At 39.7% G+C, this 15170-nt stretch carries 12 protein-coding genes; 3 read left to right on the top strand and 9 right to left on the bottom strand.

Annotated features, from left to right (window positions below):
* Positions 1-15: 15 nt before the first annotated feature.
* The 4 genes from J2X69_RS05500 to J2X69_RS05485 all read right to left on the bottom strand — a co-directional run bounded on the left by J2X69_RS05500 (position 16) and on the right by J2X69_RS05485 (position 5699).
* Positions 16-675: a DUF1266 domain-containing protein gene (locus J2X69_RS05500; RefSeq protein WP_310099679.1), complete on the bottom strand. Its 660-nt coding sequence runs from the start codon at positions 673-675 to the stop codon at positions 16-18.
* 104 nt (positions 676-779) lie between these two features.
* A complete protein-coding gene (locus tag J2X69_RS05495) occupies positions 780-4703 on the bottom strand; it encodes a hypothetical protein (protein WP_310099676.1) in 3924 nt (1307 codons plus the stop codon).
* A 1-nt stretch (position 4704) separates the two neighbouring features.
* Entirely contained in the window at positions 4705-5286 is a 582-nt protein-coding gene (locus J2X69_RS05490) for a hypothetical protein (RefSeq protein ID WP_310099673.1), read from the bottom strand.
* 116 nt (positions 5287-5402) lie between these two features.
* Positions 5403-5699, bottom strand: a complete 297-nt coding sequence (locus tag J2X69_RS05485) for a hypothetical protein (RefSeq protein WP_310099671.1) — start codon at positions 5697-5699, stop codon at positions 5403-5405.
* Positions 5700-5938: 239 nt separating this feature from the next.
* Here J2X69_RS05485 and J2X69_RS05480 point away from each other — a divergent pair, with 239 nt between their 5' ends.
* Together J2X69_RS05480 and tssD are read left to right on the top strand one after the other, a co-directional pair.
* Positions 5939-6568, top strand: coding sequence for a hypothetical protein (locus J2X69_RS05480; RefSeq protein WP_310099668.1), 630 nt, complete (start codon positions 5939-5941; stop codon positions 6566-6568).
* A gap of 5 nt (positions 6569-6573) precedes the next feature.
* Positions 6574-7029 carry a type VI secretion system tube protein TssD gene (gene tssD, locus J2X69_RS05475; protein WP_310099665.1) on the top strand — a complete coding sequence of 152 codons (456 nt, stop codon included), beginning with the start codon at positions 6574-6576 and terminating at the stop codon, positions 7027-7029.
* A 57-nt stretch (positions 7030-7086) separates the two neighbouring features.
* Here tssD and J2X69_RS05470 read toward each other — a convergent pair whose 3' ends face one another.
* From J2X69_RS05470 to J2X69_RS05450, 5 genes are all read right to left on the bottom strand, one after another.
* A complete protein-coding gene (locus J2X69_RS05470) occupies positions 7087-7482 on the bottom strand; it encodes a hypothetical protein (RefSeq protein ID WP_310099661.1) in 396 nt (131 codons plus the stop codon).
* A gap of 268 nt (positions 7483-7750) precedes the next feature.
* Positions 7751-8392: a response regulator transcription factor gene (locus tag J2X69_RS05465; RefSeq protein WP_310099658.1), complete on the bottom strand. Its 642-nt coding sequence runs from the start codon at positions 8390-8392 to the stop codon at positions 7751-7753.
* An 11-nt stretch (positions 8393-8403) separates the two neighbouring features.
* On the bottom strand, positions 8404-10320 hold the full coding sequence (locus J2X69_RS05460) for a tetratricopeptide repeat protein (RefSeq protein WP_310099655.1): 1917 nt from the start codon (positions 10318-10320) through the stop codon (positions 8404-8406).
* 239 nt (positions 10321-10559) lie between these two features.
* The gene (locus J2X69_RS05455) at positions 10560-10781 is read right to left on the bottom strand and encodes a hypothetical protein (protein ID WP_310099652.1); all 222 of its coding nucleotides are present in this window, start codon (positions 10779-10781) and stop codon (positions 10560-10562) included.
* A gap of 82 nt (positions 10782-10863) precedes the next feature.
* Positions 10864-14091, bottom strand: coding sequence for a TonB-dependent receptor (locus J2X69_RS05450; protein ID WP_310099650.1), 3228 nt, complete (start codon positions 14089-14091; stop codon positions 10864-10866).
* Between the two features lie 350 nt (positions 14092-14441).
* Here J2X69_RS05450 and J2X69_RS05445 point away from each other — a divergent pair, with 350 nt between their 5' ends.
* Positions 14442-15137 (top strand): lysoplasmalogenase, encoded by a 696-nt coding sequence (locus J2X69_RS05445; protein ID WP_310099647.1) that lies wholly within the window; start codon positions 14442-14444, stop codon positions 15135-15137.
* Positions 15138-15170: the final 33 nt, after the last annotated feature.

The raw sequence follows: 15170 nt of genomic DNA, 5'->3' as shown, positions 1-15170 counted from the left end.
TTATGCTTTTAATTTTCAAAATTTAAATGGATGCACTAGTGTTCCATCCTGTTGCATCATTCTGTGCCAAGCAGCATAAAGATTGTTGGAAGGCAATATTTCCATTGAATCCAGTTGCATAGTAGGAGTTGTATAATGGTTGCCCAAAAGGACGTTGTCATTATATTCCTGCCAATCCGAAAATAGAGATGCTGCAGTGGGAAGGATGTGAAGCACTCTCCTGATCAGCTCCTTTTCAGAAATCAATCCGCATGCAAAAGAGAGCCTGCTGAGCAGCACATATAAACTGATGTCATAACCTCTGATGCCAACTTTTCTCAGCCTTACCCTATTGATCCAGACGATCTGTGCACTTTTGCCGGTAAACGAGTCCTCAATCCCTTCGATATAAACCGGAAAATCAGCTTCGGAAAAAGTATTAAAAATGCGAAGTTGATCCATGAACAAGTTGTTTGGACCATTATCATTCAAGAGTCCCTGGAGGATTCTTATGGCGCTTTGTTCATGAAAGATCCCCTTGCTGTTCAGAAACCGCATCAAATGATTGAAAACCGCCCGATCAGGATTTTCAAACCCCGACAATGAAAGGTCACTTTGCCCACCGAGTGCGTTGAGCATCAGTGCTGAAAGATTGAGCCCTTGCTGCAATTGCTTTTCTAGCGTTTCTTGATTCATATGATTATATTTTGATTTTTAAAGGCCATATGCCCGCCTGTCGTCGGACAGGGAATGCCCTAAATAATCATTCCTCTGTGTGAGAAACCTTTCACATGGGCATCTCATGTGTTGGAAGTTTGGTTTTGGCGAAGCTGTTCCACTATTCCCCCGAGCAACTCTGAATGTGCTGGGGAGTAATTCCCTCCTTCCAACATCGCCTGTATTGCCATTTCATATTGGAATGAAAAGATTGAACCTTGTAGGTATTGCTGGAAGATGATAGCTCCCAGTTGGCCATAAGTCGAATACGGACCATCAGGTGCGCAAACCGGATCCAAGAGCATTTCATATAATTTCTGATACAGTTTCAGCCCTAAAGCCATGTCATTGGCAATAAATGCCATTATCTCGGCTTGCTTCATGATCAGGACCGATAGGAAAATAGGATTGTTGGACTTGTCTTTTTTGTAATAAGGCAAATGGTTGATCAGAGAATTTAAACTTTCGGAAGTAGCGGTAAAGGATACCATGAAAGAACTGATTTGCTGCACATCAAAATGCATTTCTTCAATATCTTCTCCTGTAGAATCAGCCTCATCATCAGAATTCCATACAGATTCTGTGGCTTTTTCAACTGTCTCTACTTCCAAATAGTCGCTTTGTCCTGATTTCTCTATCCAGTCATTGATTTTTTCACCTATTGATCCATTGAAGACACCGTCTTCCATACTAGCGTTCAATTGGTCAACAAAGGATTCACTTATACTTTCATGCGGTAAACAGTCTAGTAAATCAAGTAGGTGTAATTCAAGCTTCTTGCGCATTTTACCAATCAGAATACTATTATCTTCAAAGAGATCTGTAGGAAGTGAGAGTAGTCTGATAATCTTTTCAGCAAACACTGGGGCATTTTGCTGATTGAGGGATATGGCATCGAAGAGCAGGGATTTTCTTTCCTCCATTAATTCAATCGCCCAATACAAAGGCTTTTTGTTTCCCAAAAAAACTGTTTCCACATAATTATAGAAGACCGTGCAGGCCTTTTTGGGATCGTTTTCCAAATATTGCGTCATTGTTTTCTTGGAGCTGTCATACAGCAATTCCTGTATGCTGTGGTGGCTTCCCTGAAATTCCAACAAGGCATTCAATAGGCTGTTTTTATCCTCGATGTATTCACCAAGAGAGACTAAAACCTTCAGTACATAGGTCGTCCAGTTATCCAGTGTTTGGGGCTTGTTAGCTGTATGCCTTACCATTTGGATCAACACATTGACAAACAATTCCAATTGCCTAGGTTCCAATTTCGCCTTGTCATTGTACTCAAGTAGGTAATCATACAAAGCATGGATCAAAAACCTGTTAGTCTTTATTTCAAGACCATATCTGAAATTCACTACCGCATGGGAGATGGTATTTTCCATACCCTGCATGACTTCTTCGATGATATAGCGTCCACTAAGCTGAAAAAGCTGCCCATCCTTTAGAACTTTTGGAAGTTCCTTATCGCCACGGCTTGCCAACAGTGCATCAAACCTGTCATTGACAAAGTCTCTTATTTCTTTATTCTGGTTATTTGGTGCAGCATAGTTGATCCAAAAGCCGATCATACAGGCTGGAATTCTTTTAGCTTGGCTGAAATTGAAAAATTGCTTGGCATATTTTTCAAAGTTTGGGCTATAGAGATTTATGCCATTCTCGGAACTGAGCCAATCATGAAATCGAATAAGACATTTTTCAGGCTGATCGTATTCAAAAATACTTGGACGCAGAGAGTACAGTCCAACTTCTCCCATTCCCCATTCTACATGACCCAAAGCTTCGATCAAAGGATAATTTCCAGCACTATCTTGGATATCCATGATGACGGGACTATTAGAAAAGAAGGCTTCTTTCTGATAAGTGATCATTTTGATAGCCCAGTCCAAGTTCTCGGAAAGCTGATCAGCCAGAGCCAAGGGATTGCTCTTTATCCAATTCATCAGCAAGTCAACCTGTCCATAATCCATTAGGCTTATGCCACAAGAAAAATCTTGGTAAGTATCGATAAATTTCCTCCAACTGCTGTCAAAGAAATCCTCAATCAACCTGTCTCCAAGCACAAAACTTTTAGGCTTTTCAGACCCTTCGATATAATAAAAAGTATTTGTGCCAAAAAATCCATTTGCAACAGCGCTATACGCAAACCATTCGGATATAGTGCCATAGCTGTTGTCAAAAATTTTCCCAAGCCAATAGTTAGCCGCAGTATAGGATAATGCGTTTTCTGCTTTGAGTAGAATAGTGAAGAAATCAATTAATTTATTGCGATTACCGGTATCTTTAGCTGCAGCCTGATAGATATGGATGTCTAGAAATTTAAAGAATTTGATGATGGTTTGTGGTGGAGGATAGTGTCCGGATTCAATAAATTCCCCCAAAGAAGTCATCCTGTCAAATCCAGCCACATAATCTGAGAAATAGGATGAATCATTGAATGCTGCGGCATACAGCCTCGAATAATTCAGTTCTTTTTGCGGAGGATAGGATAAAACGATCTCAGTTAGTTCATTTCTTCCCAGTTTTGCGCCATAATCCAATAGGGTTTCCAATTGATCCTGGGTAAAAGACCCATACTGAAGGGCAAACAATAACAAGCGAATATATAACGGGACATCATTCTCATCCTTAGCTATATCTTTGGAAAACTTTCCATAATCCGTCAGTCGTCGGCCAAACAAAGGAGAGAGAACCTTATAATCCGACTCATAATTTGCATCAAAAGGTTTCTTGCTTTCCATTTGTGCAAACTCCATATCCCTTTGAGCCTCCCATTCACGAATCTTTTCTTTTGGAACGCCCGCAATGACAGATTTTGAAAACTTATTGTTCCATTTCTTGGTCAATTCGCCCTTGTTAAAGTCCCAAATCTGCAGGTCATAGTTATGTTCTGAGATATCTATTTTCTGCTTCCTCTCTATTACCTTTAGCTGAACATCATTCAATATACCGTCACTTCCTACCGTTTCCAGTTCTGGTCTATGTCTATCCAACAACCACTCAAAAGCATACCCTCCATAATCAGAATCAATTTTGGCGATTTTAGAAATCTTTTCTAGGTTGTTATATAGCAATGCAACTGAAAGTTGCAATCCTACATCGGGATGATCTGAAGCCTCTTTGGTTAAGTACTCATATCTTTCAAAGTCAGGCCAGTCAGTATTTTTTGTATTGATTAAAAGATTTGTCAATGCCACCGCAGCATACGGTTGCAGGTATGACGTTTCCATTGCCTGCAACAATAAGGACACCATCATCTCAATAATGGTTTTCCCGGGCTCTATAAAATAGTTGTCCGGATCCAAAAACAGATCCCATCTGAAATTATGGATAAAGCAATTGGGATGCGAAAGCACCAAAGCAAATTCCTGCGGATGAAGCGCTTTGTTCCAGATAGCGTATTCTATGATAATCCCCGCATAAAATTGCGGACTATACCTTCCAAATGGCGGAATTCTCCTCAAGTCAGCAGCCAAAGCCAATTCAGCTCCTGACCGTGAAGGATGATCCTTTGTGAGAAATAGCTTATCTGTTGAAATATCCAAATATCTCCCCTCATATTCAGCAAATTTATCGAGCTGGTCCTGAGTGAATGGAATTATTTTAAGTAGGTCTTCCTCAACTCTATTGTATTTAGGTCTACCCTTTATCAGTAGAAGATCCTCAAGTTGTTCTAGTTCCTGTATGGTTTTTTCAATCAATGCATAATGCTGATTGAATTGTTGCTGGTATTGGATTAATTTGACTTCTCCAAGAGCCCTGAGTTTTGCGGGAAGCTCTAATTGATCTACTCCCAGACTTTTTAGAATTCTAGCCGGTCCAAAAAACCTATCATCGTGGACTTCGCTTCCACAGTGTTTACAAAACTTAGCATGGGGAGTCAACTCTACACACCAAGTACAGCGGACTTCTTTTCTTACCACTCCACCACATGATATACAGGCATCACCTGCCTGCCAATCATTTGGCTGTTTGCATTGACACTGCTCGCAATAAATTGCTAATGCCATTTTATCTTGATTTCCTTATTTTAGCCCACATATTCTCTTTTTCCTGAGCAGTGAGTGATTTGATCATACTGACAATATTGTTTTTGGATTCTCCTTCACGTTTGAGCAATAAGGCTATTTCATAATCCGATGAGGTCACAAACTCAGATCCACACGAGCGACAAAACTTACCGGGACCGGTAGAAAGGCACCAGTGGCAGTTAAGTACAGGTTCGGCTTGATTGCCACAGGAAAGGCACAAATCACCGGTTTTATAATCCTTTGGCTGACGCGTGCCACAGTGCACACACTTCACCACGTCTGAACTCTCGACGATGATCGGTCCGGAACTTTCCTGAATTGTAGGAGTGGACTGGCTTGGGGATTGAAAAGTGAGTGATCTGCCAAGAGCCCATTCCATTATCTTTTTGCTGACTTCGGTTTCTAGGGAAAGAATCTCACTCAAAGTCGCTGCATCACTGACAATTTCGAAATCTTCCCTGTTGTAGATACCAACTTCTTCCAATTTCTCCAATTGTTCTTCACTCAAACCCTTTGCCTTGAGTATATTGGCTACCAGTTTATTGATTTTTTTCTCTTCCATGGTCTTGTAAGTATTTGATAAGAACAAAACTAACTAGTCAATCCTGCTAACTTTTAACCGATGGCCGTGAATTGTGGATATACCGGAATACCGTGATAGAACTCAGTTTTGGGAAGTCATTGTGATTTTTCCAAGCAGAAAAGAAATAGAAGGTAAAACGCCATTAATGCAGCAGGAAGCAGTACAATCCAATAGCCCGAAGTGGTGTAATTTTGCTTGAGAAACAGGTAAGCCAAGCTCGCCGCAAGCGCTCCGGAGATTGGTATTAAATATATACCTGAATTAACAACCCGCTCCTGCCAGCTTTTCAAGGTCAATCTATTGGCACTGGCTATAAAAATGTACATCAGCCAAGCATAAGTAGCCATCAAAACAGCTGCGACCATCGCCAGAATTGTGTAACCAAAAGTCATGTGATTTTATAAAGATTTTATCTACTTCTTCCATTTAGCCGGAAAAGGTCAAATTTAAACGAGACAAGACAAGCGTATATACCTACTGACCATGAATCTTGGATATACCGGAATCCAGTGAACTGAGAGTGTTAGTTACTTAGCATCTTTGTAAGGCACATACAAATCTTTAGATGATGGAATACAGCGATTTATTAAACTTACCTGTTTTATCTCTTGACACGGTTTTCAAAAAACTCATGGAAAGTGTAAGCGAAAGCCCCAAAGAACGTCCTGAGTTGCCACTTGTGACTATTTACAACCATACTGGCAATAGTTTCTATGGCAATTTGCTGAAGTATAATGCAACTGAGGGATTACTCATTCTAGCCGAAATTGAGAACTCTGAAGTGAGCTTGCAATACATCAGTACTGCGGGGATACAAAACCTACGGATCCACCAATCTTCCAAATACCTATGGACGCTATCTGATGGAAACTTAGCATTCTTTCTGGAAAATAATCAGGCACCAAGTAATCTGGAATTGAAAGCACTGGTGCAGAAAAAGTCTGAACTTTTATCCCAAGAAGCCAACAAACCTATCCGACTTAATCTAGATCAAGGGCAAGAACTTACCGCATTAAATAGGTTCCAATTTAAAGTTATCATAGAGCTTCTGACTGACGCCATTCTTGAAATATGCAAAGATCCATTGGGAAAAGAAGCACTTTCAGAAAGCATCAGCACAGTTCAAATTGGTATAGCCAAAGAGTCCGAAAGTATAAAATTGGAAGGTGGCAAGCTATTGATTCAGATACCATTCAAAAACCCCAACAAACCGGACATCAATCAAAATAAATTGCAGACTATAATCGAATCTTTACTATGAAAATTATGAAAATAATTGCCTGTCTAGTCCTAGTACTAGCAACACAGTCTGTCTGGGCGCAGCAAGAAATCAATATGAAAATTATGTTGAGCCTACAAGATGAAAAAGGCAGCAACAAACTGGAATATGAGCTCAACCATTTCAACTACTATTTCACTACCTCAGCAGCTGCACCTGACAGTATCAAATCTGAAAATGAAGTGATTATTTCAGCAAGTCTTTTCAGTTTGGCTGATGATAAATTCCTTGCCTGGGTAGCACAAACTCCTGCTATTCTAAATGGGGAAATAACCGTGACGGATTTGGAGAAAAGATCAGTCATCAAAAAACTGGCTTTCAAGCAAGCACAAATTCAAAACATAGATGAAAGCTATATGAAAGGGGTAAACTACCGCAACAGCACAAACTTTGTATTCAAGGTAAAGCAGCTGACTATCGACAAGCAAGTATTGATTGAGTAGGTCAAAACTATAAAGTTGAAACAGAAAAAAGAGCACTTTCGGGAGTGCTCTTTTTTTTTACAATGCATTTTCCAAATATTCCCTGATCGTGTCATCAGTAAAGAAACCGCTGTAGTGGCCTCCGTAGCTAGCTTTTATCTTGAATACACCACCTTCCAAAATCAAGCTCTTCTGAGTGTCCGCTCCTTCTTCCGGAATATTATCGACCGTGATAGAGTTAATATTTTCCTGAACAGCTTCTTTTCCGAAAGAGTCAGCACATAGTCCTTTGAATGCATCTACTGTTCTCTGCAAACAAACACTTGGAATAAATTTGATTGCATTGAGATTGAACGAATCCCAATTGATCTCAATAGGCAATTCTTTACCCACAATCTCATTAAGTTCTTTTTGATACGCATCAAGATATTCGTCTTTGATGGTTTGAGCGGCTTTTTTTTCCTGAAGTCCCATAGATTATTGATTAAGATTATACGATCAAAATTATCTTAAACTATAATCCCTGCCCTAACCGAGTCCCGTGAATTGTAAATCTCATGGTATTCCGTGAGGCTATGTGATAGGTTGAAAAAACAACTATGAAGTTGGCCTTCCTACCCTTCGGAAAGCAAGCAAAAACGGGTATGGAAAGTGATTAGGCCAATAAAAGAAACCTGCCGAAATCTGTGCCCTTTTCTGCGGAAACCGGTTAGAGACTTTTTGAAAAAAAACCAAATGGAGTTCAGTCAAAATAGCCATTCTCTATGGCAAATTTAACCGCTCCGATTGTTGTCTTTGAACCTGTTTTGAGCAGAATATTTTTCCTGTGGGTTTCCACAGTATTAATAGAAATAAAAAGTTTCTCTGCCACTTCGTTAGAAGTCAATTCATCAGCAAGCAGTTTCAGGATTTCTTTTTCCCTTTTGGACAACTTCACTTCTTGGTTGGCTTTGTTGTTGAATACGCCCTCCATGTACTTTGTTTTCACGGCAGGAGAAAAATATTGCTGCCCCAACAATACTTCAGCGATTCCCGCCTTCAGCTCTTCCTTATCGGCAAATTTCAGAAGGTAACCATCCGCCTGCTTTCTTATGGCATTGTTGATTGTTCTGATGTCATCAAGCATGCTGAGCAAGAAGAATTTAATTTCCGGACGGGTTTCCTTTACTTTTGACAGGAGCTCCAGCCCATTCATTTTGGGCATATTGATGTCGCTGATTACCAGATCGATGTTATCGAAATGGGATAATATCCGGAGCACTTGCAAGCCGTCTGTAGCTACGTGGATCGTGTTGATTTGTGGGATTTCGGTGAGGATGTTATGCAGTCCATCCAAGAACATCACATGATCGTCGGCAATAATGATATTATAAGACTCTTTCATCTCAGAGGTGGTTAACTAGTCAGTGGTAGGTCTATACTAATTGATGCGCCATTTCCAGGCGAACTGTCTATTTCAAGTTTGCCTTTCAGCATCTCTACTCTTTCACTTATATTTCTCATTCCGATGCCTTTTTGCGCGGCTTTTTGAGGCATGCCTATCCCATTATCACTTACCATTATATTCAGATAAGCTTCATGTAGACTAAGCTGGAGTTCTAACACTGAAGCTTGAGCGTGCTTGATGCTGTTATTGAGTAATTCCTGCACTATTCTATACACCTCAGCAAGCAATTCATCGGGAAGTTTGTCTATTTCTTCCGTGGGATAGAAAATTTTATCGACTTCAATTTCCACATTTTCAGTTATCCCATCCACAAAATCCGATAAATAGGCACAGAAGTCTGTTTGGGCAAACGGAGGAGGGTGCAATTGATGGGAAATAGACCTCACTGCCTTGCAGGCATCTTGCAAACCAAGCAAAATTCTCTGCGTTCGCATATCTTCCGGCGTTCGGCCGAGGTGATGTTCCACTGCCATTTTTATTCCCGCTAGGTCACTGCCTATACCATCATGAATCTCTCTTGCGATCCTTTTTCTTTCTTCTTGCTGTCCTTCTTGGTAGCGTTCAATAGCTTTCAGCCTGAAGTCTTTGATGATTTCAGAGGTCTTTCTACGTGCATTCTCCTCTTGTTGCTCTGCCAACCTTTGCTGGGCAACTATCTTTTGTCTGTAAAAATATCTGAGTACCAAAAGCCCGATTATTATTAGGATAAAGCCTGAAATCATAAAATCCCTAATGACTCTCTGCCTTTTTAGGGAAAGTGCCGATTTCTGAATTTCAGCTTCTTGCAAGGATTTCTCCTGTTCTAATAACAGAATCTTACTTTCTTTCAATTGGTCTTCATACTGTGCCTGGATCTCCGCAAGGTGCTTTTCTTTTTCCAATGAAGTATAGGCTTCTTTACTTTCCACGCTCTGCCTATAGTAAGCCAAGGCAGATTCATAGTCCTTCATTTTCAAATACAGGTTGGAAATATTTTGCAGAAGATCAGCTTTGAAGTAAAGGTCATCACTGGTTTTGGAGAGCGCTTGCCGAAAATACTCCAAGGCGATTTCATTCCTTCCCATAGCCTTTGCACATAGTCCCAAATCGTTGAGTACAATGGCCAGATCTGCAGTGTAATTCAGGGTGGTTAATTTCTCCCTGGTCTCCAGCAACAGGCTAAATGCCTCATTGTACTTTCCTTCTTCCACCAGCATTTGCCCCAGATTCATTTCGATATGGGCTTGCTTTGTCAGATTTTCAGTTTGCGTATAATAAGTTAAAGCTTCCCCATAAAAATTTCTTGCCTTCTCAAACTCACCCTGTTCCTTGAGAATATTTGCAAAATTGAACCTTGTGGATATTATGCCCGAATAGTCATCCAGTCTATGGTAGATTTGTACTGCCAGATCCAGGTTATTGGCAGCTTCAAGGTATTTTTTTTGTTGGAAATATATCAGTGCAATATTTTGATAGGCATTGGCCTCCTGATTCTCTTCTTTAAGTTTTTGTGCCCATTCCAAGCTTTTCTGAAGGAAATGCATGGAGTTCGTCAGGTCACCTTTATACTTATACGCCAAGCCCATCAAGCTGAAAGCAACAGGTTTTCCATTTTCGACATTGGCATTATCCAGCAATTGAATTGCTATTTTCAGATTGACCACAGTGGAGTCATAATTCCCCTGCTTGAAATACAGATTCCCTATAGCATAGTGTGCTTTTGCAGTATAGACGGGCAATTCGTATTCCTTGCTCAGGGTAAGCATTCTTTTGGCATGAAACCAGGCTTTTTCGGGGTCTGTAGAAGCAAACTGGGCATACTCCGCCAGATGACTGTTCAGCTCCTCTTCCGGAGTACCGGCCAGTGTCGCAACAGCTGAAATCAATGAAAAAATAGAGATGAAAATTAGGGTCCTCAACGTTGGGATAAAGGGCTGTTTAAATGGATTAAAGCTGCATTCAGAACTAATTACGGCAAAGAATAAAAAAGATCTGCCTTTTGCCCAAAATTATATGTTTTTGCGGTTGTTCTCCTAAGGTAGCGTATAAAATGAATTGAAGAATGTTTGTTGTGCTGGGAGTGGAATTTCCAGTAGACTTCTCACAGCTTATTTGATTTGTCCTCTCAGAAGATGCTTCCGCAGTCATATTTTCCATTTATTGGGAATTCTTGGTCAAAAGCCCCTTTTTGAGATCTCTCAGCATTTATGAAAAGTATCCCCTGACAAAGTTTTTCGGACAGCTTTTCTTCCCAAAGAGTCAGCCAAGCTTCAGGCTGCACCTCACGGTGGATACCCTTGCTATTGGATCGTGGCTGGTGATTACAAATCCCACAGTGGACTTTCATCCCCTAGCTGCTTGCAATGCACGGCACAGCAAAAAAAAATCCCTCAATTGCTTGAGGGATTTTCATAAGTTATAGAAATGTCTTAGTTAAAAATGTATCTAATACCGATTTGACCTACCCATCTTGAGCCACCTAAAGCAGCATCTGAAATAGTCCAAGGTGCATCATCTCTAATTGGATCAAAAGTGAAGACAGGCTGCTCAGTTTGAAGCGCTCCTTGATTGGTCAACCTTAAAGCTTGGAAAGTATTATCAAAGTAAGAATTACCCCAAGTATACTGACGACCCCATTTTTTATTAAGTAGATTCCCAACGTTAAATATGTCAATTGAAAGCTGTATGGTGTTTCTCTTGCCTCCGATGTTCGTGAAAACATCTTGCACTATTTTCACATCAAATTGATGCGTAAATGGATGACGGGCGCCATTTCTCTCAGCATATTGACCTCTTCTCTCTCTTAAATACTTTTGGGATTCTATAAAATCCTCAAATTCTTGAGCTTGTTGTGCGGCTGATACAGGAACATTACCTCTCATATATCCTTCTTGGAATCTAATCTCGTTAGGATCCAGAGCATTGTTTGGTATGTAAATCAAATCATTATTCTGTCCACCTGAAACATCTTCTCTATTCAAGTCTCCATTGTAAACATAAGAGAATTGAGATCCGGATTGTCCGGTGTAGAAAACTGAAACTGTAGTAGCTAGATTTGTTAGATACTCTTTCTTGTAAATAGCCGATGCTATAATTCTGCTACCTGTATTGAAAGGAGAATTCGCTACAGTGGCTTGATTAATACCGTTTACAGTTGGCAATGGCCTCCAGTTACTATGGTTTTGAGAAGATGTTCCAGGGAATAAATCCGTTGATTTCGTATAGGTATAAGCCGCTGACAAGAACAATCCACTCGTGAAAGGTTTAGTTAACTGTACTGTACCCGAGAAAGCGTCTCCTTCATTTATATTGCTGATGTAGATGACTTCATCATAATTGGATAGAATTTTTTTGTCTCCGTTCGGATTAGGCCAAATCGGTCTATTATCCCCTGACCCAATAAGATTCCCATTAGACTCAATTTGGTTTATTTGGGTAAAATTAAATGCATTGATGTTTTTAGAATACATCAAATCTATGGTAGCCACTATGCCACCCGGTAATTTCTGGTCAACTCCAAAGTTGGTTCTCCAAATTTGAGGAATCTTGAAGTTCCTATCAAGAACCGTCATCCTACCTCCTGGACCTTGTCCGCTTTGATTTGGTATTTGAGCAGACGGATCAGGATTGAAAGGAATAATACCGGGCCCATTATTAGCACCTTGCTGATTAATATTAAGCAAAACTCCACTTTGTGTAAATGCACCACTAACCCATACAAATGGGAATCTACTTGTAAAAATACCGGTTCCGCCTCTCAACTGAGTTTCTCCTTTGCCATCTACATTATAATTAAATCCAACTCTTGGAGAAAACATAAACGCAGGCTTAGGAAGCTTATCATTTTGGACATTATATTCTCTGGCCAAAGAAGAATTATTAAAGTCTGCATTGGTTCTTGGATTATCCAAATAAATTGGAACATCCAGACGAACACCACCGGTTAACTTAAAATTATCGTTTATCTGAAACTCGTCTTGTACATATAAACCCAATTGAAGAGCTCTGAATTCAGCCCCTTCTTGAGGATTGTCTGTAATAGAGTATTGGTATGAATATCTACTAGCTAATCCCTGTTCAAAATTTTCAAGGTTTGCAAATTGATACGTACCGAAATTCTCGCCAATAAATGCATTAAAAATATTGTAGTACTCATTGTGGGTACCAATAGTGAACGTATGTCTTCCTTTATAAATCTCGACGTTGTCCGTTAAAGTAAGAATATCTTGATTTAACTGATTTACTGTTGAGAAAGCTTCAGTACCAAAGTTTATAGTTCCCTGCGTCCCAAGATTTATTGTTCCTCTTGGAAAAGGTGCTCCAGGAGCAGATCTTGGCTCTCTTAGAGATGTGTAACCGATTAAAAGATTATTTGAAACACTTTCATTTAATCTTAAGCTATATTCCAAAACGGTGGAGTTGGTAGGTGATTCTCTCAATATACCGCCATTTGCGAAGGTCAATGCTCTCTGACCTCTTGACAACTGTACTGCACTACCTTTTGTATAGCTATGTCTTAAAGTCAAATTACTTTTTTCATTTATATTCCAATCAAATCTCACAAATATTTTCTCTGATTCATTTGTGGACTCCTGAGCTCTCCAGGATCCCGGGTCATATCCGTATTGATTTCTTAGAACATTCTCTACTCTTTGAGCTTCATCAGCTGTAATTTCTGAATTTGGTGTACCAGGCTCAAATCCTAATGGTGTTACATTTTTAGTGATTTCACCATTTAAGAAAAAGAACAATTTATTTTTTATTAATGGGCCTCCAATTCTAAAACCTGACTGTCTATCCATGAAATTGTCAAACTTAGTTCTCTCCTGCTCCGGATTATCAGTAGGAGTTAAACCGGCCAAGTTTTCATTTCTAAAATAATGATAAACTGATCCTGAAAATTCATTCGTCCCAGATCTAGTTACGGCAGAAACACCTCCTCCTGCAAATCCACCCAGTTTAACATCGAATGGCGCTATTTGTACGGCAAAAGTTTCAACGGCATCAAGAGATATAGGATTTGTGCCCGTTTGTCCCCCATTCGAACCGGAAGAAGCCAAACCAAAAACATCATTACTAACAGCACCGTCAATAGTAATTTGATTGTAGCGGTTATTCATACCGCCAATTGATATTGCATCACCTTTGATATCAGCCTGAGGAGTTAATCTGGTAAAATCATTAAAACCTCTGCTTATGGAAGGCAAGGCTTGAATTTGACCATTTGAAATTGAAGTTTCTGCACCTGTTCTGTTCCCATCTATAATTTCTCCTCTAGCGGCAGTGACAATTACTTCGCCGAGATCTGTTGCATCATCTTTTAAAACCAAATTCAAATTATAGGTTTGGCCAAGTGACAAAACTACACCCTCAATTGTCTCACTATTGTAACCAATGAAAGAAACAACTATAGTATATGGGCCTCCTACCCTCATACTGGGGACTGTGAATCTCCCTTCAAGATTGGTTACAGCTCCATACCTTGTACCAGAAGGCGTATGGGTTGCAACAACATTCGCACCCGGAAGTGTTTCGCCAGAAGCATCGGTCACCCTTCCGTTGATTGCTGAAGTCGTCACACCTTGCGAAAATGCTATACTTGTGATCATCACAAGCAAACATGCCGAAAATAAACTTTTAAGTAAATTTTGCCTCATAATTTGTACGTTTTGATATAAATTGGTTTGAAATAAATTTCAACAGCAAAGGTAAATTCACCTTTTTGGATGTAAGGGTACTTACCGTTAAATTTTACTTCCCAAATTTCACAATTTTTAACAATTTGTTAACATTGAAAGGTGAATAATATTTTGTTTTACCCGCAAAAAAATATGTTTCATACACCTCCTACTAATTAAAAGCCTCTTAAATTAGAATATTATTCTAAGATTATGCACTTCTGTTACCAAATTGTTACCTCAGCTTTTTGCCAAATTAATATTGGATATATCCTTATTAGTCAATTTTTTATCTCAAACAATATCAATATCCCAAAATTTATAGTGCCTTGAAAAAGAAAAATATTCTGTGGTTATACCTCTTTTTATTCGCCACTCTTACAGATATAGCCTTTATAATAGAACTAAAGCAAGACCTCAGATTTTATTCCAAACCTCTTATACTTTTGGGGTTAATCGGCTATTTCTACCGGATTACTAAACCAATTTCATCCACTTTATTGGCAAAATCTATTTTAGGGGCTTTGATTTTCTCCCTGATCGGAGATATTTTATTGTTGTGGGATCATCTTTTTATCTATGGAATCGGCGCCTTCCTTTTGGCACATATCTGCTACATTATCGGGTTCAAAGTAGCACAGAAAGCGCCCGAGTCTATTCTGAATGTAAATTTTGTGAAAACGTTCTTCATCAACCTGCCCATTTACTTCTTGGCCGCCTTCACATTCTATATGATTAATCCCAACTTGGGAGTACTTAAAATCCCGGTGATTGTGTACATCATCGTGATCGTAAGCATGCTTACCACAGCGAGAGAGCGATTTGGTAAGTGCAACACAGCTTCCTTCTGGCAAGTATTCATCGGTGCCTGTCTCTTCTTTATCTCCGATGGTTTCATTGCTTTGGACAGATTCTACCAGCCAATTCCGGATGCCGGGATTATCATTATGGGCACTTATGCCATCGCCCAGCTAATGATTGTAATGGGAATCAGATCGCATATTATACAGCCGACCTTAAAGTGAATTGCCAACCGGAATATACATTCACAGACACTG

This window comes from Algoriphagus sp. 4150 (genome assembly GCF_031457395.1).
In the GTDB taxonomy this organism is placed as follows: domain Bacteria; phylum Bacteroidota; class Bacteroidia; order Cytophagales; family Cyclobacteriaceae; genus Algoriphagus.
This window is presented reverse-complemented; position numbering and strand designations above follow the sequence as displayed.

What these genes read in the sequence shown, in the direction of transcription:
- J2X69_RS05500 (WP_310099679.1), bottom strand. Translation starts at nt 675, where the DNA reads ATGAATCAAGAAACGCTAGAAAAGCAATTGCAGCAAGGGCTCAATCTT.
- J2X69_RS05495 (WP_310099676.1), bottom strand. Translation starts at nt 4,703, where the DNA reads ATGGCATTAGCAATTTATTGCGAGCAGTGTCAATGCAAACAGCCAAAT.
- J2X69_RS05490 (WP_310099673.1), bottom strand. Translation starts at nt 5,286, where the DNA reads ATGGAAGAGAAAAAAATCAATAAACTGGTAGCCAATATACTCAAGGCA.
- J2X69_RS05485 (WP_310099671.1), bottom strand. Translation starts at nt 5,699, where the DNA reads ATGACTTTTGGTTACACAATTCTGGCGATGGTCGCAGCTGTTTTGATG.
- J2X69_RS05480 (WP_310099668.1), top strand. Translation starts at nt 5,939, where the DNA reads ATGGAAAGTGTAAGCGAAAGCCCCAAAGAACGTCCTGAGTTGCCACTT.
- tssD (WP_310099665.1), top strand. Translation starts at nt 6,574, where the DNA reads ATGAAAATAATTGCCTGTCTAGTCCTAGTACTAGCAACACAGTCTGTC.
- J2X69_RS05470 (WP_310099661.1), bottom strand. Translation starts at nt 7,482, where the DNA reads ATGGGACTTCAGGAAAAAAAAGCCGCTCAAACCATCAAAGACGAATAT.
- J2X69_RS05465 (WP_310099658.1), bottom strand. Translation starts at nt 8,392, where the DNA reads ATGAAAGAGTCTTATAATATCATTATTGCCGACGATCATGTGATGTTC.
- J2X69_RS05455 (WP_310099652.1), bottom strand. Translation starts at nt 10,781, where the DNA reads ATGAAAGTCCACTGTGGGATTTGTAATCACCAGCCACGATCCAATAGC.
- J2X69_RS05450 (WP_310099650.1), bottom strand. Translation starts at nt 14,091, where the DNA reads ATGAGGCAAAATTTACTTAAAAGTTTATTTTCGGCATGTTTGCTTGTG.